23 protein-coding genes are annotated in these 26962 nt (G+C 65.1%); 4 read left to right on the top strand and 19 right to left on the bottom strand.

The window, feature by feature from the left end:
• Nucleotides 1-8: 8 nt before the first annotated feature.
• From TQ29_RS04245 to TQ29_RS04185, 13 genes are all read right to left on the bottom strand, one after another.
• Nucleotides 9-467, bottom strand: coding sequence for a DapH/DapD/GlmU-related protein (locus TQ29_RS04245; protein ID WP_207642692.1), 459 nt, complete (start codon nt 465-467; stop codon nt 9-11).
• A 94-nt stretch (nt 468-561) separates the two neighbouring features.
• On the bottom strand, nt 562-1305 hold the full coding sequence (locus tag TQ29_RS04240) for a GDSL-type esterase/lipase family protein (RefSeq protein ID WP_082386516.1): 744 nt from the start codon (nt 1303-1305) through the stop codon (nt 562-564).
• 484 nt (nt 1306-1789) lie between these two features.
• Entirely contained in the window at nt 1790-3193 is a 1404-nt protein-coding gene (gene cysG / locus TQ29_RS04235) for a siroheme synthase CysG (protein ID WP_054538144.1), read from the bottom strand.
• A 13-nt stretch (nt 3194-3206) separates the two neighbouring features.
• Complete coding sequence (locus TQ29_RS04230) at nt 3207-4178, bottom strand: glycosyl transferase family protein (RefSeq protein ID WP_054538143.1); 972 nt, start codon at nt 4176-4178, stop codon at nt 3207-3209.
• Complete coding sequence (locus TQ29_RS04225; protein ID WP_054538142.1) at nt 4175-6847, bottom strand: nitrate reductase; 2673 nt, start codon at nt 6845-6847, stop codon at nt 4175-4177. Before TQ29_RS04225 ends, TQ29_RS04230 begins: the two co-directional genes overlap by 4 nt.
• Nucleotides 6847-7179 (bottom strand): nitrite reductase small subunit NirD, encoded by a 333-nt coding sequence (nirD, locus tag TQ29_RS04220; protein WP_054538141.1) that lies wholly within the window; start codon nt 7177-7179, stop codon nt 6847-6849. The genes TQ29_RS04225 and nirD overlap by 1 nt, the downstream gene beginning before the upstream one ends.
• The gene (gene nirB / locus TQ29_RS04215) at nt 7176-9620 is read right to left on the bottom strand and encodes a nitrite reductase large subunit NirB (RefSeq protein ID WP_054538140.1); all 2445 of its coding nucleotides are present in this window, start codon (nt 9618-9620) and stop codon (nt 7176-7178) included. The genes nirD and nirB overlap by 4 nt, the downstream gene beginning before the upstream one ends.
• A gap of 4 nt (nt 9621-9624) precedes the next feature.
• A complete protein-coding gene (locus TQ29_RS04210; RefSeq protein WP_054538139.1) occupies nt 9625-10044 on the bottom strand; it encodes a globin family protein in 420 nt (139 codons plus the stop codon).
• 12 nt (nt 10045-10056) lie between these two features.
• Complete coding sequence (locus tag TQ29_RS04205; RefSeq protein ID WP_054538138.1) at nt 10057-11715, bottom strand: ABC transporter ATP-binding protein; 1659 nt, start codon at nt 11713-11715, stop codon at nt 10057-10059.
• A 5-nt stretch (nt 11716-11720) separates the two neighbouring features.
• Nucleotides 11721-12803 (bottom strand): ABC transporter permease, encoded by a 1083-nt coding sequence (locus tag TQ29_RS04200; RefSeq protein WP_054538137.1) that lies wholly within the window; start codon nt 12801-12803, stop codon nt 11721-11723.
• A gap of 69 nt (nt 12804-12872) precedes the next feature.
• Nucleotides 12873-14237, bottom strand: coding sequence for a CmpA/NrtA family ABC transporter substrate-binding protein (locus tag TQ29_RS04195; RefSeq protein WP_054538136.1), 1365 nt, complete (start codon nt 14235-14237; stop codon nt 12873-12875).
• 286 nt (nt 14238-14523) lie between these two features.
• A complete protein-coding gene (locus TQ29_RS04190) occupies nt 14524-15696 on the bottom strand; it encodes an ABC transporter substrate-binding protein (protein ID WP_037204050.1) in 1173 nt (390 codons plus the stop codon).
• A complete protein-coding gene (locus TQ29_RS04185) occupies nt 15693-16277 on the bottom strand; it encodes an ANTAR domain-containing response regulator (RefSeq protein WP_054538135.1) in 585 nt (194 codons plus the stop codon). Before TQ29_RS04185 ends, TQ29_RS04190 begins: the two co-directional genes overlap by 4 nt.
• Nucleotides 16278-16603: 326 nt before the next feature.
• Here TQ29_RS04185 and TQ29_RS04180 point away from each other — a divergent pair, with 326 nt between their 5' ends.
• The 4 genes from TQ29_RS04180 (at nt 16604) to TQ29_RS04165 (ending at nt 21415) form a co-directional block, all read left to right on the top strand.
• Entirely contained in the window at nt 16604-17629 is a 1026-nt protein-coding gene (locus TQ29_RS04180; protein WP_054540320.1) for a GDP-mannose 4,6-dehydratase, read from the top strand.
• A 108-nt stretch (nt 17630-17737) separates the two neighbouring features.
• The gene (locus TQ29_RS04175) at nt 17738-19171 is read left to right on the top strand and encodes a mannose-1-phosphate guanylyltransferase/mannose-6-phosphate isomerase (protein ID WP_054538134.1); all 1434 of its coding nucleotides are present in this window, start codon (nt 17738-17740) and stop codon (nt 19169-19171) included.
• 66 nt (nt 19172-19237) lie between these two features.
• Nucleotides 19238-20611 carry a phosphomannomutase gene (locus TQ29_RS04170; protein WP_173585952.1) on the top strand — a complete coding sequence of 458 codons (1374 nt, stop codon included), beginning with the start codon at nt 19238-19240 and terminating at the stop codon, nt 20609-20611.
• 108 nt (nt 20612-20719) lie between these two features.
• Nucleotides 20720-21415, top strand: coding sequence for a metallophosphoesterase family protein (locus TQ29_RS04165; protein ID WP_054540319.1), 696 nt, complete (start codon nt 20720-20722; stop codon nt 21413-21415).
• A gap of 11 nt (nt 21416-21426) precedes the next feature.
• On the opposite strand, the gene TQ29_RS04160 is transcribed toward TQ29_RS04165, so the two are convergent.
• The 6 genes from TQ29_RS04160 to TQ29_RS04135 all read right to left on the bottom strand — a co-directional run bounded on the left by TQ29_RS04160 (nt 21427) and on the right by TQ29_RS04135 (nt 26959).
• Nucleotides 21427-22404: an isopenicillin N synthase family oxygenase gene (locus TQ29_RS04160; protein ID WP_217621199.1), complete on the bottom strand. Its 978-nt coding sequence runs from the start codon at nt 22402-22404 to the stop codon at nt 21427-21429.
• A gap of 237 nt (nt 22405-22641) precedes the next feature.
• A complete protein-coding gene (locus TQ29_RS04155; protein WP_054538132.1) occupies nt 22642-23427 on the bottom strand; it encodes a creatininase family protein in 786 nt (261 codons plus the stop codon).
• Nucleotides 23424-24341, bottom strand: a complete 918-nt coding sequence (locus TQ29_RS04150; protein ID WP_054538131.1) for an isopenicillin N synthase family oxygenase — start codon at nt 24339-24341, stop codon at nt 23424-23426. The genes TQ29_RS04155 and TQ29_RS04150 overlap by 4 nt, the downstream gene beginning before the upstream one ends.
• Nucleotides 24338-24976, bottom strand: coding sequence for an NAD(P)H-dependent oxidoreductase (locus TQ29_RS04145; RefSeq protein ID WP_054538130.1), 639 nt, complete (start codon nt 24974-24976; stop codon nt 24338-24340). The genes TQ29_RS04150 and TQ29_RS04145 overlap by 4 nt, the downstream gene beginning before the upstream one ends.
• A gap of 1 nt (nt 24977) precedes the next feature.
• Nucleotides 24978-25559, bottom strand: coding sequence for an NAD(P)H-dependent oxidoreductase (locus tag TQ29_RS04140; protein ID WP_037204072.1), 582 nt, complete (start codon nt 25557-25559; stop codon nt 24978-24980).
• On the bottom strand, nt 25556-26959 hold the full coding sequence (locus tag TQ29_RS04135; RefSeq protein WP_054538129.1) for an FAD-binding oxidoreductase: 1404 nt from the start codon (nt 26957-26959) through the stop codon (nt 25556-25558). Before TQ29_RS04135 ends, TQ29_RS04140 begins: the two co-directional genes overlap by 4 nt.
• Nucleotides 26960-26962: the final 3 nt, after the last annotated feature.

The following is a 26962-nucleotide window of genomic DNA, read 5'->3' as shown; positions in this document are numbered from 1 at the left end:
CCTCTTACTTAATGCTCAATGGGCGAGTCGTTGCCCTTGTCCAGACGAATGCCCCAATACCCGGTTTTGATGTCACGTTCGACAACGCGCCCCGGATTCCCCATGACCACGGAGTTGGGCGGCACATCGCGCCCCACAACCGTGTTTCCCGAAATGATACAGCCATCGCCGATGGTCACCCCCGGCAGGATGATGCAGTTATAGCCGAGAAAGCAGTTCTTGCCGATATGCACATCCTTCCATTCGCGGTGAACGAAGTCATGCGTCACGATCGACGCGCCCGAGGTGACGGCGGTGTAGTCGCCGATGTGAATGCCCTTTGGGTTGGTCTTGTCCAGCCGCGCCCCCCAAGAGATGCGGGTGTTTTCGCCGATATCCATGCCGTAGATGTTGCGATACAGAAAATGTGTGACGTTCAGAACGACCTTCCTGAAGATCGTGCGCCGGATTACCGCTACAACTGACAACCTGTATCTCCGCTCTTGAGCATATGCACTTGGTTATGCGAACTTTTTTGTCGATTAGAACAGGGGTATCGCCCTGTCAACGCGATCGGGCCAATCAATCGGGCGATCCGCGATTGCGGCACAGAATGTTGCCCAGAACACGCGAGAATCCGGGCACGGCGATAGCGCGCAGGGCGTCTTGCGTGGGGTGCAGCCCATCGGGGATGGCCGCCTTCAGCGCGGCCTCGGGCAGCGCGGCCCAGCGCGGCGCATCGTCAATCAGCCCCGCGCCATGGTCGCGCGCGAGCGTGCGGTAGAGCGCCTTGTACGCGGCCTGGCCGGGGCGGGCCAATGCCTTGGCAGAACGGGCCGGGCTCATCGTCGCCAGATAGATCGGGATGCCCCGCGTCCGCGCCGCTTCGATAAAGGCGATGTGGTTTGCGCGGCTCTGCTTCAGCGCAAGGCCACGCCACAGCGACGCGTCATTGCCGGAAAAGCTGACGACAACAAGATCGGTATCGAACAGCCCCTCCATCTGGCCCCTCCCCCAGGCGCTGGAGGCCCCCGAAAGCGCCAGTTTGCGGATCGTCACCGGGGCGCCGTGGCAGGCCGTCAACTCGGCGGCAAGCGCATCGGTCCAATCGCCGCGACGAAAGATGCTGGCGCCGAAAAGCGTCACCTCAACCGGGCATGGCACCGCCGCGCAGCCCCCCGAAAGCGCCGGCGCCGCCACAGCATGCGCCCAGTCCCGGTCGCCCGGAGCGGCGTCTTCGGGGCTGAAGGCACCAAAGCGCGACAGCCAGTAAATGGCTGATAAAATTAATATAAATGCAGCCGCCGCCGCGATACGCACAAACATGTTCAACCGCCCCCGTTGGGGAACCCTTCAAGCTTCGCACCTGCCGCCGCCCGCTCTTTGGCGGTACGGCAGGTTTCGGATACAGCCTGCCACGCCGCGCGGGCCGGGGCCAGCCCCGAGCCGCACGGCGGGGCGGGCGAGGCTGTGGTTCAATGCCGCTTCGCTTTTCCCGGCGCCAACGCGCGGGCCTATCTGGCGCGGCAACGGGCAGAGCCCGACCCGGCGTATCCGTACCCCGCCGCTGCGCGCCATCCCACGCCAGCACGGCCGGCCAGCGCCGGGACATATCCGAACAGGTGGCCGCGCGGGCCGCCGTGCAGCGCGCGGGGGCTATGCACACCTGGATTTGCAAGACAGCGAACCCTGCCCGGCGCCCCTGTCGGAAGGGGCGGCAAGGCGGTTGAAAATCCTGCGGCCACATACACCGCCCGCATCCGGGGTCGGCCCGCGCGAAAGGCCCGCACCCCGCCCCCGGCAGCCTCCGTCAGGCCGACAAACGCAGCGGCACGTCGTCGGCGCATTGCGCGTCGGCAAAATGCTTGGGGCGGCGAACCAGAAGGATCGACGGGCTCGGAACCTTTTCGATTTCGATCGTTTCGGCCAGCGCATCAATCCTGGCGCTTACATGGCGTTCGTTGACGGTGCTCGCGGCGCTGATGATTTCGACGATGGATTCGGGCGGCAGGCCCGACTCAAGCAGGCTGTGCTGAATCTCCGCAGCCTTGCGCACGCCCATGTAAAGCGCCAGCGCGGTGCCGGGCGTCAGGATCCGCCCCCAGTCGGGCGCCTCGTCGCCATCGCGGCAGGTGCCGGTGGCAAAGACCAGCCGATCGGTCTGGCCCCGCTCTGTCAGCGACTGGCCGATGCTGGCCGCCGCCGCCGTGGCCGCCGTGACGCCCGGCACGATCTCGACCGTCAGACCGGCGGCGCGGGCGGCGGCAAGCTCTTCGCTGGCCCGGCCAAAGACACAGGGATCGCCGCTTTTCAGCCGCACCACCCGCTTGCCCTGTTTCGCCGCTGCCACGATGATGGCATCGATACGCTCCTGCGGCCAGGCACAGGCCCCTACCGCCTTGCCGACATACACGCGTTCCGCATCGCGACGCGCAAGCTCCAGCACCGCCGGATCAACCAGCCGGTCGTAAAAGATGATGTCGGCCTCCTGCAGGCGCTGCACGGCCCGCATGGTCAGCAGATCCGCGCTGCCCGGCCCGGCCCCCACAAGGCTGATCACACCCGGGGCATCGGCATCCGGCGCGCCGCCGCCGGCGATGGCATCTTTCAAGGCGCGGGCAGCGTCACGCTCGGCCCCTGCGGCGTGCATCCGGCGCGGCGTTTCGGAAAAGGCCCAGCGCCAGAAGGCGCGGCGGCCCTCGCGCGGAACCCGCTGCGCCACCGCAGCCCGCATCCGCCCGGCCAGCGATGCGAACTCGCCCAGGCGCGGCTCCAGCATCGTCTCGATCCGGGTCTTGATCTGGCGGGCCAGAACCGGCGCGGCGCCTTCGGTGCCGATGGCCACCACCACCGGATCACGGTCAACGATCGACGGGGTCAGCGCGTCGCAGAGCGCGGGCTGATCCACCACATTGACCACAGCACCGGCGGCCTTGGCCAGCGCGTGGACGGCCGCATCCAGCCCGGGGCAGCCGGTGGCGATGAATACCAGCGCCGCATCGGCGAAACGCGCGGGGCCAATGGCGCCGGTGTCATGCACAGCACGGCCAGTATCGACCAGCGCCTGAAGCTCCTCGTCCAGCACGGGGGCCAGCAGGATCAGCCGCGCCTCTGTCTTCAGCATCAGCCGGGCTTTCTGCGCGGCCTGCTCGCCGCCGCCCACGATCACCACGTCGCGGCCGGCCATCTTCAGGAACATCGGAAAGGTTTTCATCGTCTCAATCCTTTCAGGCGGCTTGGGCCGGGCTGCGGCTCCGCCAAAGCTCGCGCGCCAGCGTATCGGGCTCGGGCAGGCCCGCGGTTTCCAGCGCCAGCGCCGCGGTGCCCAGCACGACGGCCTCGGCGAACGGATCGTCAAGCGTGCCGTCCCACAGGCGCGCCAGATCCTGCGGCACATGCGCGTCATCGGCCAGACGGCGGGTGCCATCCCAGATCGGCCCGGCGGCGCCCTGCCAGACCACGCCATCGCGCAGCCCGAACAGGGTGACGTCCTTCGACGGATGCCGCTCGAACTCGCCGCCGCCGCCCTTGATCACCGTCAGCCGCGCCTGCCCCAGCAGGGCGCCCGCATCCGCCTGCAGATCGCGGTAGGGCGGGTGAAAGACACCCTGCACCGAGGCCGGCGCCCCGGCGGGGTTCAGCACCCGCAGCACCGTGTTGATCGCCGAACGCAGGCCCAGCACATCGCGCAGGCGCAACAGTTCAAAGGCACGGGGCGAAAACGCCTCGAGCGGCAGATAGGTGATGCCGCCGTCGCCCAGCCGCCGCGCGGCATCGGCCATATCTTCGGCCGCCGGAATGCCCGCCACGTCCAACGCCCCGCGCACAGAGGCGATCGGGTTCTGATGCGAATTCCAGCCATGCAACAGCACCGGCACCCCGGCCTGCGCCACCAGCCGCGCCGACAACAAGAACCACGGAACCCCGCGTGTGCGCCCGGCGGCGTAGCTGGGCCAGTCGAGCGCCGGGCGCGGACCCTCCCACGCGGGCAGCGTGTCGCGCAGCGCGGAAACGAAACCGGCGATCTCTTCCGCCGTTTCGCCGCGATAGCGCATCAGCATCAGCAGCGCGCCCACGGCCTCTGGCGCGGCCTCTCCGGCCAGGATCTGGCGCATCGCGTCGGCGGCCTCGTCGCGGCTCAGCGAACGCGCGCGCCCCGGGCCGCGGCCCATGGCGTGGATATAGCGCGTCAGGCTCATTCCGCCGCTTCCTTCTGCGTGGCCGAGAGCAGCAAAGCGGCCAGTTCGGGCCGGCAGGAGCCACAGTTGGTGCCCGCATGCAGCGCCGCGCCGATGGCATCGACGGTGGTCAGGTTCTGGTTCTGTATCGCGGCGAGGATCGTGTTCACGCCCACGTCGAAACAGGCGCAGATCGTGGCGCCGGGATCAGGCCTGTCGGCCGCCGGCCGACCGCTCAGGGTGGCCGGGTCCAGTTCTTCCCCCATAAGCGATGTCAGGTGGGTCCGGGCCACCGCCACAGGCTCGGGTGCCGCGAACAGTGCGGCCCGAAGCCGGCCGCCTTCATGAAACGCGATCCGGGCAAAGCCACGCCGGGCATCGACCATCGTCACCGCTTCGGCATCAGCCAGGCCGAACAGGCCGCGCGCATAGGCTTCCCAATCCTGCGGCGTCTGCGTGCAGGCCAGTTCGGTGCGCCACCCCGCCTTGGCCCGGGCCTTGGCCCAATAGGCGCTTTGCGGATGGATATCATCGACGGAGAGGGCAAAGCCGAACCAGGTTGCCTCGAAGGGTTCCACCTTCACCACCGCGCCCTTGCTGTCGGGCTGGCCGGAAACCGGATCCGTGATCGCGGTGACCACCGCGTCGATGCGGCCGGTGGCGGAGTTCTGGCCGCTCCAGTGGATCGGCGCGAACACCTCTCCCTTGCGGCCGCGATCGGTTACCACCACGCGCAGAACGGCGCTGCCCTGCGGGCTTTGCACCTTTGCCAGCGTGGCGGGCAAAAGCCCCAGCCGCGAGGCATCATCGGGGTGAACCTCGAGATAGGGTTCGGCCATGTGCTGGCTCAGACGCGGCGATTTGGCGGTGCGGGTCATGGTGTGCCAGTGGTCGCGCACCCGGCCCGTGTTGAGGCGGAAGGGATAGTCGGCGGAGGGCATCGAGGCCGGCGCCTTCACCTCCAGGGCCAGCATCCGGCCCTTGCCATCGGGGGTATAGAACCGCCCGTCGCCGAAAAAGCGCCCGCCCTGCCGGGTTTCCGTGAGTGGCCAGTGGAATGGCGCCATTGCTTCGAAATCCCTGTCAGATATCGCGGCAAGCGCGGAAATGTCGAAATCCCGCCCCAGCTTGCCCGCGATGCCCGACAGGGCGGCATATTCGCGGAAGATCTCTGCCGGGCCGCTGTAATCGAACGCTGCCCCCCACCCCATGCGCGCCGCCACGTCACAGATGATGCGCCAGTCGTGGCGCGCCTGACCCGGCGGCGGCAAGACACCGCGCTGGCGGCTGATGCAACGTTCGGAATTGGTGACCGTGCCGTCCTTTTCGCCCCAGCCGGTGGCGGGAAGCAGAACATCGGCAAGCTGCGCGGTGTCGGTCTGGGCGGTGATGTCGGACACCACCACGAAATCGCAACCCTCGATCGCCGCGCGCACCCCATCGGCATCGGGCAGGCTGACGGCGGGATTGGTGCAGATCACCCAGATCGCCTTGATCCGGCCTTCGCCCACGGCGCGGAACATATCCACCGCCTTGAGCCCGGCAACCTCCGGCATCGTCGGCGCATCCCAGAATTCGCGCACAGCTGAACGATGTTCAGGGTTTTCGATGTCCAGATGGCAGGCCAGCATGTTGGCCAGCCCGCCAACCTCGCGCCCGCCCATGGCATTGGGTTGGCCGGTTACCGAAAACGGCCCCATCCCCGGCTTGCCGATGCGCCCTGTCGCCAGATGGCAATTGGTGATCGCGTTCACCTTGTCGGTGCCGAAAGACGACTGGTTGACCCCCTGGCTGTAGATCGTCACGACCTTTTCGCTGCCGATCCAGAGGTGGAAAAACGCGGCAAGCTCTTCGCCGGACAGGCCGGTGACGGAAAGGTCGGTGCCATTGGCGGCATCCAGCGCAGCCTCGAACCCGCTGACGTGGTTGGCAACGAAATCGCCATCAACCGCACCCTGCGCCGCAATCTCGGCCAGCAGCCCGTTGAACAGGGCTACATCGCCGCCCGGCGCGATGGACAGATGCGTATCGGCAATGTCGGATGTCGCGGTGCGACGCGGATCGATATTGACGACCTTCATCCCCGGCCGCGCCTTCTTGGCCGCCGCGATGCGCTGATAAAGCACCGGATGACACCAGGCCAGATTTGAGCCCACAAGCACGATCACATCGGCCTCGTCCAGATCGGCGTAGAGGCCGGGCACCGTATCAGTGCCAAAGGCCCGCTTGTGCCCCGCCACGGAAGAGGCCATGCAAAGCCGGGAATTGGTGTCGATGTTGCCAGAGCCGATGAACCCCTTCATCAGCTTGTTGGCCACGTAATAATCCTCGGTCAGCAACTGGCCGGAGACGTAGAAGGCCACGCTGTCGGGACCGTGTTCGGCGATGGTCGCCTGAAACCGTTCGGCCACAAGATCCAGCGCGCTGTCCCAGTCGGCCTCGGCGCCGTTCACCACCGGGGCAAGCAGCCGGTCGTCCAGATCCGTGGTTTCCCCCAGCGCCGAGCCCTTGGAACACAGCCGCCCTTCATTCGCCGGATGCGCCTTGTCGCCCTTGATGGTGATCTCGCCGCGGCCGTTGCTGCGCGCCAGCACCCCGCAGCCGACACCGCAATAGGGGCAGGTGGTGCAGACCGTGCCGGACTGCGCCTTTTCCTCCGTCAGGGGAAGCGGCTGCCCTGCCCCGTCCATCACGCGGCCGTCCGCTTGGCAAGCTCGGCGCCATCCAGAAGGATGCGCCCGGCGTCGATCCGCACCGGATAGGTCGGCACCCGCCCGTCATCCGCGCCCTGCGCTTCGCCGGTTTCCAGGCTGAACACCCAGTTGTGCAGCGGGCAGGTCACCTTGTGGCCATGCACGATCCCTTCGGACAGCGGGCCGGCCTTGTGCGGGCAGGTGTCGGACATCGCGAACACCTCGTCCGCAGCGGTGCGGAACACGGCCACACAGCCCTGTGCGGTTTTCACCACCCGCGCCCCGCGAACCGGGACGTCGTCAATTGAACCGATATCAATCCAGCTCATTCCGCAGCCTCCAATGTCAGATCGGCCAGCGCGCTCCAGGCGCGTTGGGTTTTGGCGTCGGCGCGTTCGGCCCACGGGTCTTTCTGGTAAACGGTCTGCGACAGGTCGAACCGGGCCACCAGCGCCATGCGGTTTTCCACGTCATCCACGACCCGGGCCTTGACCCAGTCGAGCCCGACCTTGTCGACCCATTTATAGGGGCGATCGAGGTATCTGGCGTTTTCGCGATACAGCTGAACGAAGGCGACGGTCATGTCGATCGCTTCCTGCTCGGTCGTGGCCTTGGCCAGCGCCTCGGTCTCTTTCAGGTCCATTCCGGCAGCGCCCGCAACACCCACCTCATAGCCCGAGTCGACACAGATGATGCCGACATCCTTGCAGGTGGATTCCGCACAGTTGCGCGGGCAGCCCGAGACGGCCATCTTCACCTTGTGCGGCGTCCACGACCCCCAGAGCCGCTTTTCCAGCTTGATGCCAAGCCCGGTGCTGTCTTGCGTGCCAAAGCGGCAGTGATCCGTGCCGACACAGGTTTTCACCGTGCGCAGTCCCTTGGTATAGGCGTGGCCCGACACCATTCCCGCGGCGTTCAGATCGGCCCACATGCGCGGCAGATCCTCTTTCTTGACGCCCAGAAGGTCGATCCGCTGGCCGCCCGTCACCTTGACTGTCGGCACGTTGTATTTGTCGGCGGCATCGGCGATGGCGCGCAGTTCGGCGGCGGTGGTGATCCCCCCCCACATGCGCGGCACGACGCTATAGGTGCCGTCTTTCTGGATGTTCGCGTGATTGCGTTCGTTCACGAAGCGCGACTGCGGATCGTCCTGATACTCCAGCGGCCAGTCGGCCAGCAGGTAGAAGTTGATCGCCGGGCGGCATACATGGCAGCCGTTGGGCGTGGTCCAGCCCAGTTCCTGCCAGACGGCGGGCTGGCTTTTCAGTTCCTGCGACTTGATCAGGCGGCGCACGTCCTCATGCGTCAGGTCGGTGCAGGTGCAAACGGGCTTGGCCGTCGGCAGCACGAAATCATCGCCCAGCGTGACGGCCAGAACCTGCTCCACCAGCCCGGTGCAGGTGCCGCACGACCCCGACGCCTTGGTCTGGGCGCGCACGTCTTCCAGCGTGGTCGCCCCGCCCTGGATCGCCTCTACGATCTGACCCTTGCAGACGCCGTTGCAGCCGCAGATTTCTGCGTCAGCCGGTAAGGCTGCAACGGCCGCCATAGGGTCCGCCGCGGCACCCCCCTGATAGGCCGGCCCAAAGATCAGCGTCTCGCGCATGTCCGACACGTCGGTGCCGTCTTTCATCAGCCCGAAGAACCAGTTGCCATCGGCGGTGTCGCCATACATCACCGCGCCGATGATCCTGTTGTCCTGCAGGACAAGCCGCTTGTAGACGCCGCGCGCCGGATCGCGGAACACGATATCCTCGCGGTCGTCACCCTCGGCGAAGTCACCGGCGCTGAACAGATCCACCCCGGTCACCTTCAGCTTGGTCGAGGTCTGCTTCGGCGCGAAAGCCGCCGCTTCGCCCAGCAGGGTCTTGGCGACGATCTTGGCCTGATCGTAAAGCGGGGCGACAAGGCCGAAGATGGCGCCGTCATGCTCGACACATTCGCCGACGGACAGGATGTCGGGGTCCGAGGTCACCATCTGGTCATCCACATGGATGCCGCGGCCCACGGCCAGCTCGGCCTCCTTGGCCAGCGCGGTGTTGGGGCGGATACCCACCGCCATCACCAGAATGTCACAAGGCAGTTCGGTGCCATTGTCCAGCAGCAACGCCCGGACCTTGCCATCCTCGCCCAGGATTTCCTTGGAGTTCGACGAGCACAGCACGTTGATGCCACGCCCCACCAGCTCCTTGCGCAGCAGATAGCCGGCGGCCTCGTCGAGCTGGCGTTCCATCAGATGGCCCATCAGATGCACCACGGTCACGTCCATGCCGCGCATCTTCAGCCCTGCGGCGGCTTCCAGCCCCAGCAGGCCGCCACCTATGACAACCGCCTTCGCGCCCGGCTTTTCCGCGGCTTTCATCATGGCATAGGTGTCATCGAGATCGCGGTAGGCCAGAACACCGTCCAGATCATGCCCCGGCATGGGGATGATGAACGGGTTCGACCCCGACGCGATCAGCAGCTTGTCATAGGGCGTCTCGCCCCCGGCGCTGAGCACCACCTTGCGCGCACGGTCAATCCCGGTGACGGTTTCGCCGAAGCGGCAGGTCACCCCATGGGTGGCATACCAATCCGCATCATGGGTCACGATCTCTTCATAGGTCTTTTCGCCCGACAGGACCGGCGACAGCATGATGCGGTTGTAATTGCCGCGCGGCTCGGTGCCGAACAGCGTGATCTCATAGGCGTCCGGCGCGGTTTCGACCAGATGTTCGATCGCCCGGCCCGAGGCCATGCCGGCCCCGATAACAACGAGTTTCTGTGTCATGCTCTCACTCCGCCGCCGCGGGATAGGCCGCGCCGATCATCACACCGGAAAGGATGGTGTAGGCTTCTGTCCAGGCGGCTTCGACCTCGGGGGTGAAACCGTCGCCCAGGCCCTGGCCGAGCGTGTAGAGCAGCGCCGCACCGACCGACTGATAGTCTTCGGGTTTCACCCCGTAGGCCACATGCCCCACGGCCAGCTTCTGCGCCACCGGCACGATCGCGTCGAGGTTCTTCAACCCGTTCACGACAACCCCCAGCGTGGCCATCAGCTTTGCGCCCTGTTCGGTCATGTCACCCTTGAAATAGGGCTTCACTTCCGGCGCGATCTCAAACAGGCGCGCGTAGAAAATCGCGGCGGCCGCATCCTTGATCGGGACGACTTTGGCAAAACTGCCTTGAACCATGTCAATCTGTTCGGGCGTCATTTCATGTCTCCTTCACGCGGCTTTTTTCTTGTGGGCGCCATGCTCGTATTCCTCGAGGAAGCTGAGCAGCTCTTCGCGGTAGGCGTAGTAATCGGGATGCTCCAGCAGCGCCTTGCGGGTGCGCGGGCGCGGCAGGTTCACATCCATGATCTTGCCGATGGTGGCGCGGGGACCGTTGGTCATCATCACCACCCGGTCGGCCAGCAGGATCGCCTCGTCCACGTCATGCGTCACGCAGACGGCGGTCACCTTGGTGCGCGACCAGACTTCCATCAGCACTTCCTGAAGCTCCCAGCGGGTCAGGCTGTCGAGCATCCCGAAGGGCTCATCAAGCAGCAGCAGCTTGGGCGACAGGGCAAAGGCCCGCGCGATGCCGACGCGCTGTTTCATGCCGTTCGACAGCTCGCTGGCGGCCTTGTCCATGGAATCGCCCAGTCCGACCCGCTCGAGGTAATATTCCACCACATCCTGGCGCTCGGCCTGGCTGGCGCGGGGGTACACCCGATCCACCCCGACGCTGACGTTCTCCTTGGCGGTCAGCCAGGGGAACAGCGACGGCGACTGGAACACCACCGCGCGTTCGGGATCGGCCCCCTCGACAGCGCGCCCATCGAGCTTGATCACGCCCTTGGAAATGTCGTTCAGGCCGGCGGTCATGGTCAGAACCGTGGATTTGCCACAGCCCGAATGCCCGATCAGCGAAACGAACTCGCCCTTCTTCAGCTTCAGGTCGAAGTTTTCGACAACCGTCAGCGGGCCTTTCGGCGTGGGATAGATCTTGTGGATCTGGGAATAATCCAGATAGCGCTCTTCGATCCCGCTTTTTGCCGCATCGGCCACCACCGCCGGCACCCCGTGGATCGGCGTGACATCGGGCAGCTTGCGCGTCTCTTCCACCTTGGCGGCGATACCCGCATCCATCAGATAGGTGGTCACATCGGCGCGCAGCTTCTTGAACGTGGCGTCGTGGTTCATGGCGGTCCGGTCCCTCGGGCGCGGCAGCGACACCTTGAAGGCCTCGCCCAGCGTGCCATCGGGGTTCAGCGGAATGATGCGGTCGGCCAGCAGGATCGCCTCGTCCACGTCATTGGTGATCAGAACCACGGTCTTGCGGTCGGCTTCCCAGATCTGCTCGATCTCGTCCTGCAGGTTGGCCCGCGTCAGCGCGTCGAGCGCCGAAAGCGGTTCGTCGAGCAGCAGCATCTCCGGGTCCAGCGCCAGCGCCCGGGCCACGGCGACCCGCTGGCGCATCCCGCCCGAAAGCTCCGCAGGGCGGCGGGTGGCGGCGGGCGTCAGACCGACCATGGCGATGTATTTCTGCACCAGCGCCGCGCGCTCGGCCTTTGACTTGCCCTTGTGCACCGCATCGACGGCCAGGCCGATATTGCCCTGCACCGTCAGCCACGGCATCAGCGAATAAGACTGGAACACCAGCCCCCGCTCGGGGCCCGGCCCTTCGATCGGCTTGCCCTTGAAGGTCACGCTGCCCTTGTCGGGCAGGTTCAGCCCGGCGATCAGGTTGATCAGGGTGGATTTGCCCGTGCCCGAGAACCCGAGGATGGCAAGGAACTCGCCCTCCTCCACTTTCAGATTGACGTTTTTCAGTACCTCCTGGCGTCCGGCACCTTCGCCGAACCCTTTGGAGACATCTTTGAATTCAACGAATGCCATACCGATCACCGTGTTGCCGAGAAGGTGAACATCGACTGGATCGCGAACATCAGCCGGTCCAGGATGAAGCCGATGATCCCGATGGTGAACACGGCCACCATGATCTTGGCCAGAGAGTTGCTCGATCCGTTCTGGAACTCGTCCCAGACGAACTTGCCGAGCCCGGGGTTCTGCGCCAGCATCTCTGCCGCGATCAGCACCATCCAGCCCACACCGAGCGACAGGCGCAGACCGGTGAAGATCAGCGGCAACGCAGACGGCAGCACCAGCTTGGTGATCTTGGTATAGGTGTTCATTTTCAACACCTTGGACACGTTCACCAGATCCTTGTCGATCGAAGACACGCCCAGCGCGGTGTTGATGATCGTCGGCCACAGCGAACACAGCGTCACGGTGATGGCCGAGGTCAGGAACGACTTGGAGAACATGCCGTCATTGGTGACGTAGACGGCCGAGACGACCATCGTCACGATCGGCAGCCAGGCCAGCGGCGACACCGGCTTGAAAATCTGGATCAGCGGGTTCATGGCGGCGTTGGCGGCGGGCGACAGGCCCGACACTATGCCCAGCGGCACGGCAACCACGGTGCCCAGCAGAAAGCCGAAGAACACGGTTTTGATCGAGGTCCAGATCTGGTCGTAATAGGTCGGCTTGCCGGTATATTCGCGGTACTTGACCTTGTCGGCGTTGCCGGCGGCGATCAGCTTTTCGTTGCGGATGTCCTGACGCTCAAAGAAGGCGCTGGCCTTTTCGCGTTCGCGCACATGATCGGCGTGCAGAACGCCCACCTGCTCCCACACCTGCACCGGGCCGGGAATGGCGCCGAGCGAGGTCTGCACGGTCGGGGCAAGCGCGCCCCACACGATCAGGAACCCGACGATAGCCATGACCGGAATTCCCAGCAGGCGCCAGATTTCCTTCATCTGCGCTTTCGGGTTGTCCCCCGCAGCGGCTTTCAGAATGGGGGTCATCCAGCTCAGGCCAAGGACACGGAACCAGCCGTCGGCCTTGTTGATTTGGGTGAACAGCCGGGCGCGGCGCGCCTCTTTCTGCTCATCGGCGAGGATCTGCGGGTCAACTGCGGTCATCGGACATCTCCGGTAGAAGGGTTGGAAAGGCGCGCCGGGCCATCGCCGGCGCGCCGATCAGCGCGGGCGTCAGCCCTGCACCTCGTTGCCGACAACCTTCTGATTGCCCTTCAGGCCAATCGGCAGGCTGTCGAGATAAGCGTTGGGCGTGCGGCCGTCATAGCCGATGCCGTCGATGATATCTTCGGCGGGCGTCGCGGCCTTGTAGCCATCGCTGTCCCAGGGGAAATCCGCTTCGTCGGCCAGACCTTCGTCCACCAGCATGCGCGCGGCTTCCAGATAGATTTCCGGCTTGTAGACGGATTTGGCGACCTCGTCATACCAGCTGTCGGGCTTGGCTTCGGCGATCTGGCCCCAGCGGCGCATCTGGGTCAGGTACCAGACGGCATCGGAATAGAAGGGGTAGGTCGCGTTGTAACGGAAGAACACGTTGAAATCGGGAACGTCGCGCTTGTCGCCCTTTTCGTATTCGAAGGTCCCGGTCATCGAGTTGGCGATCACCTCGTAATCGGCGCCGACATATTCCGAACGGGCCAGGATCTCCACCGCTGCGGGGCGGTTGGCGTTGTCATTCTCGTCCAGCCACATGGCGGCGCGGATCAGCGCCTTGGTGACGGCCAGCGTGGTGTTGGGGTTTTGCTCGGTGAACTCGGCGTTCAGACCGAACACTTTCTCGGGGTTGTTCTTCCACAGCTCATAGTCGGTGATGACAGGCACACCGATGCCCTTGAACACGGCAGCCTGGTTCCACGGCTCGCCCACGCAATAGCCGTAGATCGTGCCGGCCTCGAGCGTGGCGGGCATCTGCGGCGGCGGGGTCACCGACAGCAGCACATCGGCCGCGATCTGGCCGCTGACGTTTTCGGGGCTGTAGAAACCCGGCTCCAGCCCGCCGGCCGCCAGCCAGTAGCGCAGTTCGTAGTTATGGGTCGAGACCGGGAAGACCATGCCCATGTTGAACGGCTTGCCTTCATCCTTGAACTTCTCGACGACCGGCTTCAGCGCAGAGGCGGAAATCGGGTGCACCGGCTTGCCGTCTTCCTGCGGGATATGCGGCTTCATCATTTCCCAGACTTCGTTGGAAACCGTGATGCCGTTGCCGTTCAGATCCATCGAGAACGGGGTGACGATATGCGCCTCGGTGCCGAACCCGATGGTCGCCGCGAGCGGCTGACCGGCCAGCATATGCGCACCGTCCAGCTCGCCGTCGATCACGCGGTCCAGCAGCACCTTCCAGTTCGCCTGCGGCTCCAGCGTCACGAAAAGCCCTTCGTCCTCGAAATAACCAAGCTCATAGGCCACCGCCAGCGGCGCCATGTCGGTCAGTTTGATAAAGCCGAATTTCAACTCGTCCTTTTCCACGTCCAGCATCTCGGCCAGCGCGGGGCTGGTCAGGCAGGTGGTGGCGGCAAGAATGGCGAATGCACGTTTCATCAGTTCTCTGGTCCTTTTTTCGGAATGCCCGGAGGGAAAGGGCGAAAAAATGCAAAAAAGCCGCTGACACACTCCGGATGAAACCGAAGGGTCGAGCGGCTATGCTCAGCGTCCCACAACTATGAGGGTAAATCTGCGACGGAACGCCCTTGCTCCGTCGATGCAGAGAAGATGCAGATGCAGCATCCCGACGTCAAGGCGGCCCCGAGCCTGCTTCGCAATTTAGACTTTATTTAGACGATCGATCGCCACGCGTTTTCGCCACATGCGCAAAAAACGAACACTATTACGCGGATGGATCGAAAATGTAGCCATCGAAAAACGCATCAGGCTCGAGAATCAGCTTACCGGATTCCGAAGAAACTGCTGATCGATGGTGCAGCGAGCCTTCCAGCTTTTCCGACGCGCCGGGCAGCTCGGCGCCCACGTCGCGCAGGTTGCGGCGATAGAGATCGCTGCGGAACACATTGCGCGCCGCAGCGGCGGCAGCGGCCTGATCCAGCCCGGTGCGCGCGGCAAGCTGGCCACCGATCCACGCCGCCTGCGAGCGCCAGGGAAAGGTCGCGGCGCCCGCGAAGAACTCCAGAAAACCCGGCGTCTCGCGCACCTCGCCGCGGGGCGAGATGACCAGACGGCCGGTCAGCGAACGCTCGATGATCTCGGCGCCGACATTCACATATTCGGGACGCGCCAGGATTTCCGACACGGTAATGCGGTTGTTGGCATCCCCCAGCCAGCGCCCGGCGCGCCAGACCGCGCGCATCAGGCGGCTGGTCAGATCCGGTTCGCTTTCGGCCCAGTCGTGGCGGACGGCCAGCACCTTTTCCGGCGCGAAGGCCCAGATCGCCTTTCCGGGCAGCAACAGCTCGCCCACGCCGGTTTCAACCGCGATCGACCCCCACGGGGCGCCCACGCAAAACGCGTCGATCTCGCCCGCGGCCATCGCCTCGGCCATCAGCGGCGGCGGCACCGTCTTGACCTGCAGCGCCTGCGGTGCCGACACGCCCAGCGACCCCAGCCAGTGATACAGCAGCTCGGCATGCATCGAAAACGGGAACGGCACGCCGATGCGGGGCCTTGCGCCCGAGGCCGCGATCAGGGCGCGGCCCGCCGCATGCGCATCCGCGAAATCGAAGCGGAAACCATTGTCGCGCATCCGTGCCGCCAGATCCCGTGACACGCCGATGGAGTTGCCGTTGACCGACAGCACCATGAGCGCATCGAACCGGGTGGCCATCCCCCCCAGCCCGAGCGCCATGGCGACCGGCACCGGCGAGAGCATATGCGCCGCCTCGATCTGGCCCAGCGCCAGCATGTCGCGCAGGGTCGACCAAGAGGGCGCCGCCGTCAGATCCAGCGCCAGCCCCTCTTCCTCGGCAAAGCCGAACTCATGCGCGATGATCAGCGGCGCGGCATCGACCAGCGGGATGAACCCCGCGCGCAGGCGTACCGTACTCATGACAGCAGCCCCGCCGCGGTCACCAGCGCCTGCGCCACATCCACCACCTTGCGCCCCTGATCCATTGCCGTCTTGCGCAGCAATGCATAGGCCTCATCCTCGTCGATCCCCTTGGCCTTCATCAACAGCCCTTTTGCCCGGTCGATCACCTTGCGCTCCTCGAGCGCGCGTTTGGTCGCCTGCAGCTCGACCCGCATCCGCTGAAACATGTGGAACCGGGCGATGGCGGCATCCATGATCGGCTTGATCCGGTCGGCGCGCATCCCGTCGACCACATAGGCCGACACCCCCGCCTCGATCGCGGCCTTGGTCAGGCTGTTGTCGGAACGGTCGACGAACATCGCCACCGGCCGGTCCATCGGGCTGGAGGCCAGCGTCAGCTCCTCCAGCATGTCGCGCGACGGGTTGGAGACATCCACAAGCACCACATCGGGGTTTCGTTCGGAAATGCGGCGGGCCAGCCCGGTTTCTTCGGAGATCACGAAGATGTCGAAATCGCCCGCCTCGCGCAGGCTGTCGACGATCAGAAGCGCGCGCTCGCGGTCCTTTTCGACGACAACAATGGAGAGGGCATCGGGCATGTGGCTTATCTGATCCGTTCGAACCATCGTTTCGCTGCAACTGCACAAATGCGCAACCTGATCACATTTACTGCGGCGTTACGCTGTGCTTCGCAAGGGCGATCTGCGCATTTCCGGCACGGTTGCGCAAATTCCGTGCAGTTCAACCACCATCGCGCGGTCGATGCCGCCGCGCATCACGCGCGTGCCGTTTCGGCGGGGTTCCCATGTCGGCATTGCACCCGTGGCGCACGAACCGTAGAAAAACCCTGCGCCGGGGCGGCTCTGCCCCGCGCGACCTGAGGTTCCGCCGGCACGATGGCGGCACGGCCAGCGAGGAAGACGACATGCGTACGGCACTGGTAACGGGATCGGCCGGTTTCATCGGCTATTACACCGCCAAGCGGCTGCTGGACGACGGGTTCCGCGTGATCGGCCTTGATGCGATGACGGATTACTACGATGTCGCGCTCAAGCAGCGGCGGCACGACATGCTGATGCACTACCCGGGCTTCCAGGCCGTCATCGGCCGGGTCGAGGAGCCGGGGCTGTTGCTCGGGCTGTTCGAAACCCACCGCCCCGAGGTGGTCATCCATCTGGCCGCGCAGGCCGGGGTGCGCTATTCGATAGAGGCCCCCCGCGCCTATCTGGAATCGAACATCACCGGCACGTTCGACCTGCTCGAAGCCGCGCGGGCCTTTCCGCCGGCGCATATGCTTCTGGCCTCCACCTCTTCGGTCTACGGCGCCAACACCGACATGCCCTATACCGAGACCGACAAGGCCGATCACCAGATGTCATTCTACGCCGCGACCAAGAAGGCAACGGAATCTATGGCGCATTCCTATGCGCATCTGTTCGATCTGCCGGTGACGATGTTCCGCTTCTTCACCGTCTACGGCCCCTGGGGCCGCCCCGACATGGCGCCCTACAAGTTCACCAGCGCCATCCTCGAAGGCCGGAAGATCGACGTATATAACTACGGTGACATGAAGCGCGATTTCACCTATGTCGAGGATCTGGTCGAAGGCATTCGCCTGCTGATCGACACGGTGCCGCGCCGGCCCGCGATGGGCGAACACCCCGAACCGGGCGACAGCCTGTCGCCGGTCGCGCCCTGGCGGGTGATCAACATCGGCAATTCCGACGCGGTACAACTGACCGATTTCATCGCGGCAATCGAAGAGGCGACCGGACGCAAGGCCAAATGCAACCTGATGCCGATTCAGCCCGGCGACGTGCCCGCGACCTGGGCGAATGCCGAGTTGCTGAAAAAGCTGACAGGCTATGCCCCGAAAACCACCGTGCGTGAGGGAATGGCGCGGTTCGTGGAGTGGTACCGCGAATATTACGGCGCGGCGCAGGAAAGATGAGCGGCGGCGGCCAAGGGCCCACCCCCGTCTACAAACAGCCTTGAGACCGTCACAAACTCTGCCTACTAATTTTTCACGTGACCGTAAAATTCGATAGGGACTAGGTAATTGCAGCTAACTCCGGTTCTTCTTTGTGGCGGCTCCGGCACGCGTTTGTGGCCCCTGTCGCGCAAGAGTTATCCCAAACAATTCGCCCGGCTGTTGGGCCAGGAAACGCTGTTTCAGGCCTCTGCCCGCAGACTGGCCGGGCAGGACGCGCAATTATCCTTCACCCCGCCGATGGTTCTTACGAATTCCGATTTCCGCTTCATCGTGACCGAACAGCTTTCCGAAATCGGCATCGACCCCGGCGCCATCCTGATCGAACCGCAGGGGCGCAACACCGCGCCGGCGGTTCTGGCGGCGGCGCTGCATCTGATGAAATCCGATCCCGATGCGGTGATGCTGGTCGCGCCCTCCGATCATGTGGTGCCCGATGTCGCCGCCTTTCATACCGCCGTGACCGCGGGGCTCGAGGCGGTGAAACGCGGCGATCTGGTCACCTTCGGCATCTCCCCCGACCGCGCCGAAACCGGCTATGGCTATCTGGAGCTGAGCGCCGCGCCGGACGGGTCGGGCGCTCCCGTCAGCCTGGGCCGTTTCGTGGAAAAGCCGGATGCCGACAAGGCCGCCGCGATGCTGGCCGCCGGGAACTTCCTGTGGAACGCCGGCATCTTCCTGTTTTCCGCGCGTGATATCGTGGCCGCCTTCAAGGCCCATGCCGCTGGCCTGATCGGTCCGGTCGGGGCCGCTGTGGACAGCGCGAAGGCCGATCTGGGCTTTCTGCGTCTCGCCCCCGACGCATGGTCGCAGGCCGAGGATATTTCGATCGACTACGCGGTGATGGAAAAGGCCAAGAACCTCTCCGTCGTTCCCTTTTCAAGCGCCTGGTCGGATCTGGGCGGCTGGGATGCGGTCTGGCGCGAAACCGGCCCGGATGGCGAAGGCGTCGCCACCAGCGGCGAATCCACCGCGATCGATTGTCACAACACCCTGCTGCGCTCGGAATCCGATACGCTGGAGCTTGTCGGGATCGGGCTGGAAAACATCATGGCCGTTGCCATGCCCGATGCCGTGCTTGTCGCCGACATGAGCCGCGCGCAGGACGTCAAGCTGGCCGTCTCGGCGCTCAAGGGCAAGGCGGCGAAACAGGCCGAACAGTTCCCGCGCGATCACCGCCCCTGGGGCTGGTTCGAAAGCCTGGTTGTCGGCAACCGGTTTCAGGTCAAGCGGATCGTCGTACACCCCGGCGCCGCCCTGAGCCTGCAAAGCCATGTTCACCGGTCCGAGCACTGGATCGTGGTGGAAGGCACCGCCAAGGTCACCATCGACGATGAGGTCACGCTGGTGACCGAGAACCAGTCGGTCTATATCCCGCTGGGCGCGATCCACCGGATGGAGAACCCCGGCAAGGTGCCGATGGTGCTGATCGAGGTGCAGACCGGCTCCTATCTGGGCGAAGACGATATCATCCGCTACGAAGACGTCTATGCGCGGAACTGAACCCGGATGTCAGGGCGCGGCGGCGCCTCGCTCCGATCTGCTTTTCTGCCACCGGGAGGTATGACATTGCCCAGGCTCACCTGTTTCAAAAGCTATGACGTTCGCGGAGAGCTTGGTGTCGATTTCGATGCTGGCATCGCCTATCGGATCGGCCGGGGCTTTGCCCGCGCGATGGTTCCGGGCAGCGTTGTCGTGGGGCGTGATTGCCGCGCCAGCAGTGCCGAGCTGCAGGATGCGCTGGTCGAAGGGCTGCGCGACGAAGGCGTCGATGTGATCGACCTGGGCCTGTGCGGCACCGAAGAGGTCTATTTCGCCACGACCCATTTCAATGCGGGCGGCGGGCTGACGGTCACCGCTTCGCACAACCCGATCAACTTCAACGGCATCAAGATGGTCCAGTCCGGTTCGCGCCCGATTTCCAGCGCCGACGGGCTGCAAGCCATCCACGATCTCGCCGCTGCCGACAAGTTCGGCCCCGTGGCCGAAAAGCGCGGCAGCCTGCGGCAGGACAATCCGCGCGGTGCCTATGCCGCGCGCGTTCTGTCGTTCATCGATCCGGCCAGGCTGCGCCCGCTGAAGGTTCTGGTGAATGCCGGCAACGGCGCCGCCGGCCCCACGTTCGATGCGCTGGCCGATGCGCTGGCCGCCGCCGGCGCACCGCTGGAGTTCGTGCGGCTGCACCACACGCCCGACGGCAGCTTTCCCAACGGCATCCCCAACCCGCTGCTGCCCGAGAACCAGCCGGTCACCGGCGACGCGGTGCGCGAAAGCGGCGCCGATATCGGTGTCGCCTGGGATGGCGATTTCGACCGTTGCTTTCTCTTCGATGAAACCGGCACCTTCATCGACGGCGAATATATCGTCGGCCTTCTTGCCACCGCCTTTCTGGAAAAGGAGCCGGGCGCGAAGATCGTCCATGATCCCCGCGTCGTCTGGAACACGCGCAGCATTGTCGCCGACATGGGCGGCGAGGCGGTGGTTTCCAAAACCGGCCATGCGTTCGTGAAGGCCACCATGCGCCGCGTCGATGCGGCCTATGGCGGCGAGATGTCGGCGCATCACTATTTCCGCAACTTCATGTATTGCGACAGCGGCATGATCCCATGGCTTCTGGTGGTCGAGCATATGGCCAGCACCGGCCGCCCCCTCTCCGCCCTGATCGCCGAAATGAAAAGCCGCTTCCCCTCGTCCGGCGAGATCAATTTCCGGCTGGATGATCCGGGTGCCGCGATGGCGGCGGTGGATGCGCGCTATACCCCCGAGGCCCGCACCGTCGACCGGCTGGACGGGCTGAGCCTGGAGTTCACCGACTGGCGCGTGAACCTGCGCAAATCGAACACCGAGCCGCTGCTGCGCCTGAACGTGGAAACGGCGGGCGACAGGGCGCTTCTGGCCCGGCGGGTCGATGAAATCCGCGCGCTTGTGACCGAGGCGCGATGACGCCCGCCCCGCCCATGGACACGGGCCGTTCCGCTACCATATGACTGTGTCATGAGCCTGCTGAACCGCTTGTTTTCCGCGCTGTCCGCCCAGAAGGAGAGCGTTGGGATGCCCCCGCCCGCGCCGGATGCGGCCTTCTTCGCCATCGGCGACATCCACGGGCGCGACGACCTTCTCGCGCGGCTGCTGGACAAGATCGCCCATGCGCAATCGACCGGGCCCATCATCTGTGTGGGCGACTATATCGACCGGGGCGAAGACAGCGCCGGGGTGCTGCGCCGGCTGATGGCGCTTGGCCCGGGCATCACCTGCCTGATGGGCAATCACGAGGATATGCTGATCCGGTTTCTTGACATGCCCGCCGAAAACGGCGCGCGCTGGCTGCGCAACGGCGGGCTGCAGACGATGGCGAGCTTCGGCATCGGCAATGTCACCGAAAGCAGCAGCGCCGACGAGTTGACGGACGCGCGTGACAGGCTGCGCGCGGCGATGGGCGAACCGCTGGAACGCTGGCTGCGCGCGCTGCCCACGCGTTGGCAAAGCGGCAATGTGGCGGTGGTGCACGCCGGGGCCGACCCCGCCCTGCCGCTGGATGTGCAGACGCCCGAAACGCTGATCTGGGGGCATCCCGATTTTGCAAAACGTGCCCGCGCCGACGGAATCTGGATCGTTCACGGCCATACGATGGTTGACGATCCCGTGGCCGTGGCGGGCCGCATTTCGATAGACACCGGCGCCTACGCCACCGGGCGCCTGACGGCGGCCCATGTGGCCGCCGACGGGCTGCGGTTTCTGCAGGCCTGAGGCCGCCGCCGCTACGCTTTGAAATTCGCGCCCAGCCTCTGAAGGATGTAATCCTTCGCCGTGATCGGCGCGTAGCGCTTTTGCGGCCCTTCGATCACCGTGTCGGTATTGCCCTGGCAGAAGAACGCGATGGAATAGCGCGGCCCCATGTATTCGCCCGGTTTCGGCATCCGCACCCGGTGCAGGGTCGACAGCAGCGTGTCATCGCTCCAGCGCATCAGCATGTCGCCGATATTGCAGGTCACGATACCGGGCAGCGGCGGCACGTCTGTCCAGGCCAGTTCGTCCGCTTCCTTGCCGGGGCACAGCTGCAGCCCGCCCTGCCCTTCGCGCTGATGCAGAAGGGTCAGACAATCGAAATCAGTATGGGCGCCGGCGCGCCAGAATTCGAAATCCTCGGGCTTGGCGCCCTCCATCTCCAGATAATGGATCAGCCGCAGGGTGGATTGATACTCGGGCACCAACGGGTCATGCCCTTCGGTGAAGAAATCCGGGCCAAAACCCAGCTTGTCGGCAAAACACGAAAGCACCTTCATGCCGAGCGCCCAGTTTTCCCGCTCGAAGGCCAGCATCGTCGCCTTGAACCCCGGCAGCTCCGCGCCGGTGGGCCACAGGCCCGACATGCGCGGCAGGGTGATCTGATAGCTTTCCTTCTGATCCGCCGTCCCGGTGGAGGGGCGCACCTGGGCCTTGTATTCCCAGCCCGCGTTGGTGCCCGGCTTCAGCGGATATTGCGCCTTGGTCGCACCCTCCAGCCCGAAGAACCCTTCGGACATGGCAAAGGCATCGTCGATCAGGCCTTGCGGAATGCCGTGGTTTTCAAGCTGGAAAAACCCGATTTCGGTCGCCGCGCGCCATAGCGCCTCGGTGATCTCCGGTTTGCGGGCATAAAAATCCGACATGTCGATGCGCGGGGTATCGCGATGCACCTCCACGCCCTTGCCGCCGATCCGGGCCTCCTGGTTCAGTTCCTTCATCGCATAGCTCATGGCCATCTCCATCATGGGTGCCGGGGCGGAACGGAATGCGTGCGGGGTGGCCCGGAAGCATGCGCATCGGTTCGCCTTGCGGCTGGGTTAAACCAATGAGCAATGTCTGACGCTGCCGCGCCTCCTGCTTCTACTCGAAAGCCAGAATAGCATCGCGCTGCTGTCGGGCCAAGCGCGCCCGCGTTTGCGCCCCGCCCGAACAGGCGCTTTGACCACGCCATAAGCAGCCCTGCCGCTTTAGCGGGCGGTCGGCGCGAACCCGTCCAGCGGCAGGTCACGTACCTTGCGCAGCAATTCGACGAACCCCGCCACCTGATGCGCGCAGGTCTCGCGGCCCTTGGCCGCCGTGGCCAGCGAGGCATCACCGACCGTGCCCGCCGGGTTCAGATCGCTCGACACCCAGCCATATGACACCGGCCCGATGGGCGAGATCGGCGCGCCCTCGGCGCTGGAGGCGAAATTCCGCGCCTCGGCCATGTCCACGGCTTCGGGGCGGAACGCCAGCATCAGTGAGGTTTCCACATCGCCACCATGAATGCCGAAGGCGCGCTCATGCGTCGAATACATCCCCTCGGGGTGGCCGAAGGCGCCCCATTGGCATTTCACCGCCAGCATCCCCGCCTGCACCCGCAGCTCACGCGACAGGATCGAGATCAGATCGAGATTGCCGCCGTGGCTGTTGACGATCACCAGCTTGCGCAGCCCCGCGCGCGCCACCGAAAGACCGATATCCGTCCACACCCGCAGCGCGTTTTCTGCGCTCAGCGTCAGGGTGCCGGGGGCGTGGAGATGTTCATTCGACTTGCCCACCGCCTGCACCGGCAGGATCAGGATGTTCAGATCCTCCGGGCAGGTGGAACGCAGCTGCGCCAGCATCCCCTCGGCGATCATCGTATCGGTGCCCGTGGGCAGGTGCGGCCCGTGCTGTTCGATCGCCGCCGTGGGCAGAATGGCGATGGTGGTCGCCGGATCCATGCCGGCGAATTCGGTGGTGCGGTGCTGGGCCCAGTCAAGGCGTCTCATGCGGAAGGCTCCGGGCGATAGGTGGCGTCAAGGCGCGCGCGCAGATAGTCGGCACCGGTGATGGGCGGGTATTTGGCGGCCCCCGTGCCCGGCAGGGCGGCGATCACGCTGTCGGGGTCGGGATCCAGAAAGAAGGCGATCGAACGGCGCTGCCTCTGCGGCGGCAGCACCCGGTGCGGGGTCGAGATGTAGATGTCATTGGTCCAGCGCATCAGGCAATCGCCGATATTGACGACAAAGGCGCCGGGCACATGCGGTACATCCACCCAGTCGCCGCCGCGCGGCTTGACCTGAAGCCCGGCCACGCCATCGGTCAGCAACAGCGTGACCGAGCCGTAATCGCTATGCGCCCCCGCCCCGATGCCGCCCGCCGCCGGCGGGTAATGCAGCACACGCAGCGTTGCCATCGGCGCGCTGAACTGCGGCGCGAAGAAGCCGGGTTCGAGCCCGAGTTCCTGCTCGAACGCACCGTGCAGCGCCACGCCCAGGGCGCGGACCGCATCGTAATAGGCCAGCATCGTGTCGCGGAAACCGGGCAGGCCGGGCCAGACGTTGACGCCCCGGAAGGGCTCGCCGGCCAGCACGCGCGGATCGTCGGCGGGCAGATCCAGCCCGATGTTGAACGCCTCTTTCCGGTCCATCTGGCCGCTGGTTTCATCCAGCGACTCCGATCCGGTGGCGACCCACCCCCGGTTGTGCGGGTTGCGCCGGATATCCAGCGGCGCCTTGGCCTCGGGCGACAGGGCGAAAAACGCATCCGCCTGCGCGAACACACCGTCGATCAGCGCCTGCGCCACCCCGTGCCCCGACAGCAGGAAAAACCCGGTATGCCGGCAGGCGCGACCCAGATCGCCCACAAAGCCCGCCCGGTCGGTTCCGCCCGCAAAGCGCTGCCAATCGAGCACGGGAATCATGCGGGCATCTCCCCTCGCGGGGCCGGGCGCGGAGCGCGGGCGGCAATCAGCCGATCCATCCTGCGGGCCACCAGCGCCAGGTGTTTCGCGCGGCTTTCGGCGGTGGAACTGTCCATCAGGTAATGCGCCGCGAAGGCGGTGCGCCGCCGCCGGGCAAGGATCACCCCGATCCCGCGCATCAGGGTCCGCCGCCCCGGCGCGCCGACGAACCATGTCAGCAACCGGCTGGCGCCGCAGGTGGTGAAGACGCCCAGCCGGGTGATATGGGTCAGGCCGGGGCGGATCGTCTGGCCCTCGGCCCGCGGCATGATGAAGGCGACATCGGGCAGGAATGCGCGGTCGAGCCAGCCCTTCAGCATCGCCGGAAGGCCGTACCACCATGTCGGATAGACGAAGATCAGCGCATCGGCCCATTCCAGATCGGCGCAATCCTGCTCCACCGGCGCCCGGTTGGCCGGGCAATCCTCATAGCCTTCATGCTCGGCCGCGGTCAGCGCGGGCTGAAAGCCGCGCGCGTAAAGATCGACAAGCCGCACCTCCGCCCCCGCCGCGCGCAGCCGGTCCAGCACCACGTCGCGCACGGCGGCGGTAAAGCTCTCGGGCCGGGGGTGGCAATAGATCACCAGCGCATGCATCTCACAAAGCCTCCATTTCCCGTTTGACCCGCGCCAGATGCCTTGCCCGCGCGGCGTCATCCGCACGGTTCAGATCATACAGCGCGGTGTAGCGCATCTTTTCGGGCCGGCAGACATGCCAGATCGCCCGTGTAACCGTTTTGCGCGGCGGATCGCCGGCCAGAAAGGCGCGGGTGCGGGTGCCGCCATAGGTGGTGCAGGCCGCCAGCTTGCGAATATGGGTCAGGTTCGGTTTCACCTTGCCATCGACCAGCTTGAAGGACACGCCGGGCAGGAACACCCGATCGAGAAAGCCCTTCAGAATGGCCGGATATCCGAAGTTCCAGACCGGGAACACCAGCACCAGCGCCTCGGCCGCGCGCAGCCGTTCGACATAGGCGCGCACCGGTTCGATATTTTCCGGCTCGTCGTGATAGCCGCGCCGCTCCGCCTCGGTCAGAACGGGGGAAAAGCCCTCCTTGTTCAGATCGCAATCATCCACCTGCCAGCCGCGCGCCTCGAGCGTTTCGACCACCACCCGATGCACGGCGGCGTTGAAGCTTTCCGGGCAGGGATGGGCATAAAGGATCAGCGCGCGGGTCATGGTTCCACCTGCAACATGCCGGGATAATCATAGATCCGGTCATAGGCCCAATCGGGATCGTCCCACGTGATCATCTTGCCGGGGTTCAGCAGGCCCTTGGGATCGGCCTCGCGCTTGAAGGCAAGCTGGCGGGCATCGGCAGACTGCCGCCCGCCCTCTTCCAGCGTATAGCGATGCGGGTTGAAGATCATGCAGCCCATGTCTTCGTGCATCCGAACGATCTCTTCCAGCCGTTCGTCGCTGGTATAGCTGACCAGCGGCAGCCCCGCGAAACAAACCTTGCCGCCCTCGCGCAGAACTTCAAGATGCTGCAGCACCTCCGCGCCGAAGGTCGCGCGCACCTTTTCGACAAGCTCCAGATGCTTCGGAAACTGGTAGCGGACCTGCAGATAAGTGATCTTCGGGTCGAACTTCAGAGCGCGCAGGGTGGTGTGGTTCCAGCCGAATTCGAACACCGGGCCGGGATCGCGCGGCCAGTCGTTCGCGTCGGAGCGAAAGATGATCCGCGCCCCGGGCCGCCGCGCGGTGAAGGTTTCGAACCCATCCATCGAATGCGGCGCCACCATCAGGCCGACCAGCGTATCGGTTTCGGTCACATGCTCCTTCACCCGCTGGAAATAGGAATGCGCCATCGGCGCCTCGTAGACCGAGGCGAGCTTCAGCACGATACCATCCTCATTGGCCAGATCGCAGGCATATTGCGCGGCCTCGGGGAAACTGTCGAACGCCACGAACATATCCACCCAGTCATAGGCCGGCGCCAGCGGCATCTCGATCTCGGTTATGATCCCGTTGGTGCCGTAGGCGTGGGAAACGCGGGCCAGCTCTTCGCCGCGAAACTCCAGCACGCGCGGCTCCGCCTCCATGGTGATCACGCGCAGACGGATGATGTTGCCCAGATCGCGCAGCGCCCCCCATTTGACAGAGCCAACCCCGCCGGAGCCGCCGGCGACGAAACCGCCGATGGTGGCTGTGTTGGCGGTGGAGGGCATCATCCGCACCTCCTGCCCCGAATGGGCGCGGGTGGCGGCATCCAGATCCTTGATGATACAGCCGGGTTCCACGATCACCCGGCCGGGGTGAATTTCCTTCACCTGCGCGAAGTTCTTCATATGCATCACGCAGCCACCGGCCAGCGGCATCGCCTGCCCGTAATTGCCAGTACCCGCCCCGCGCACCGTGACCGGCACATCATGGGCATAGCAGGTTTTCAACACCTCGATCACCTCGGCTTCGGATTTCGGGTTCACCACGAAATCCGCCTGAACATGATCCAGCCGCGCCTTGAGCATCGGCGAATACCAAAAGAAATCCCGGCTTTTCGACCGGATCGTGGCCGGGTTTTCATCCATCTCTATATGAGACAGCGCCTGTTTGGCGGCAGCAACATCGGGGGTCATGGG

The organism is Actibacterium sp. EMB200-NS6 (assembly GCF_001305615.1).
GTDB classification, from domain to species: domain Bacteria; phylum Pseudomonadota; class Alphaproteobacteria; order Rhodobacterales; family Rhodobacteraceae; genus Actibacterium_A; species Actibacterium_A naphthalenivorans.
This window is presented reverse-complemented; position numbering and strand designations above follow the sequence as displayed.

What these genes read in the sequence shown, in the direction of transcription:
- TQ29_RS04240 (WP_082386516.1), bottom strand. Translation starts at nt 1,305, where the DNA reads ATGTTTGTGCGTATCGCGGCGGCGGCTGCATTTATATTAATTTTATCA.
- cysG (WP_054538144.1), bottom strand. Translation starts at nt 3,193, where the DNA reads ATGAAAACCTTTCCGATGTTCCTGAAGATGGCCGGCCGCGACGTGGTG.
- TQ29_RS04230 (WP_054538143.1), bottom strand. Translation starts at nt 4,178, where the DNA reads ATGAGCCTGACGCGCTATATCCACGCCATGGGCCGCGGCCCGGGGCGC.
- TQ29_RS04225 (WP_054538142.1), bottom strand. Translation starts at nt 6,847, where the DNA reads ATGGACGGGGCAGGGCAGCCGCTTCCCCTGACGGAGGAAAAGGCGCAG.
- nirD (WP_054538141.1), bottom strand. Translation starts at nt 7,179, where the DNA reads ATGAGCTGGATTGATATCGGTTCAATTGACGACGTCCCGGTTCGCGGG.
- nirB (WP_054538140.1), bottom strand. Translation starts at nt 9,620, where the DNA reads ATGACACAGAAACTCGTTGTTATCGGGGCCGGCATGGCCTCGGGCCGG.
- TQ29_RS04210 (WP_054538139.1), bottom strand. Translation starts at nt 10,044, where the DNA reads ATGACGCCCGAACAGATTGACATGGTTCAAGGCAGTTTTGCCAAAGTC.
- TQ29_RS04205 (WP_054538138.1), bottom strand. Translation starts at nt 11,715, where the DNA reads ATGGCATTCGTTGAATTCAAAGATGTCTCCAAAGGGTTCGGCGAAGGT.
- TQ29_RS04200 (WP_054538137.1), bottom strand. Translation starts at nt 12,803, where the DNA reads ATGACCGCAGTTGACCCGCAGATCCTCGCCGATGAGCAGAAAGAGGCG.
- TQ29_RS04195 (WP_054538136.1), bottom strand. Translation starts at nt 14,237, where the DNA reads ATGAAACGTGCATTCGCCATTCTTGCCGCCACCACCTGCCTGACCAGC.
- TQ29_RS04190 (WP_037204050.1), bottom strand. Translation starts at nt 15,696, where the DNA reads ATGAGTACGGTACGCCTGCGCGCGGGGTTCATCCCGCTGGTCGATGCC.
- TQ29_RS04185 (WP_054538135.1), bottom strand. Translation starts at nt 16,277, where the DNA reads ATGCCCGATGCCCTCTCCATTGTTGTCGTCGAAAAGGACCGCGAGCGC.
- TQ29_RS04180 (WP_054540320.1), top strand. Translation starts at nt 16,604, where the DNA reads ATGCGTACGGCACTGGTAACGGGATCGGCCGGTTTCATCGGCTATTAC.
- TQ29_RS04165 (WP_054540319.1), top strand. Translation starts at nt 20,720, where the DNA reads ATGCCCCCGCCCGCGCCGGATGCGGCCTTCTTCGCCATCGGCGACATC.
- TQ29_RS04160 (WP_217621199.1), bottom strand. Translation starts at nt 22,404, where the DNA reads ATGAGCTATGCGATGAAGGAACTGAACCAGGAGGCCCGGATCGGCGGC.
- TQ29_RS04155 (WP_054538132.1), bottom strand. Translation starts at nt 23,427, where the DNA reads ATGAGACGCCTTGACTGGGCCCAGCACCGCACCACCGAATTCGCCGGC.
- TQ29_RS04150 (WP_054538131.1), bottom strand. Translation starts at nt 24,341, where the DNA reads ATGATTCCCGTGCTCGATTGGCAGCGCTTTGCGGGCGGAACCGACCGG.
- TQ29_RS04145 (WP_054538130.1), bottom strand. Translation starts at nt 24,976, where the DNA reads ATGCATGCGCTGGTGATCTATTGCCACCCCCGGCCCGAGAGCTTTACC.
- TQ29_RS04140 (WP_037204072.1), bottom strand. Translation starts at nt 25,559, where the DNA reads ATGACCCGCGCGCTGATCCTTTATGCCCATCCCTGCCCGGAAAGCTTC.
- TQ29_RS04135 (WP_054538129.1), bottom strand. Translation starts at nt 26,959, where the DNA reads ATGACCCCCGATGTTGCTGCCGCCAAACAGGCGCTGTCTCATATAGAG.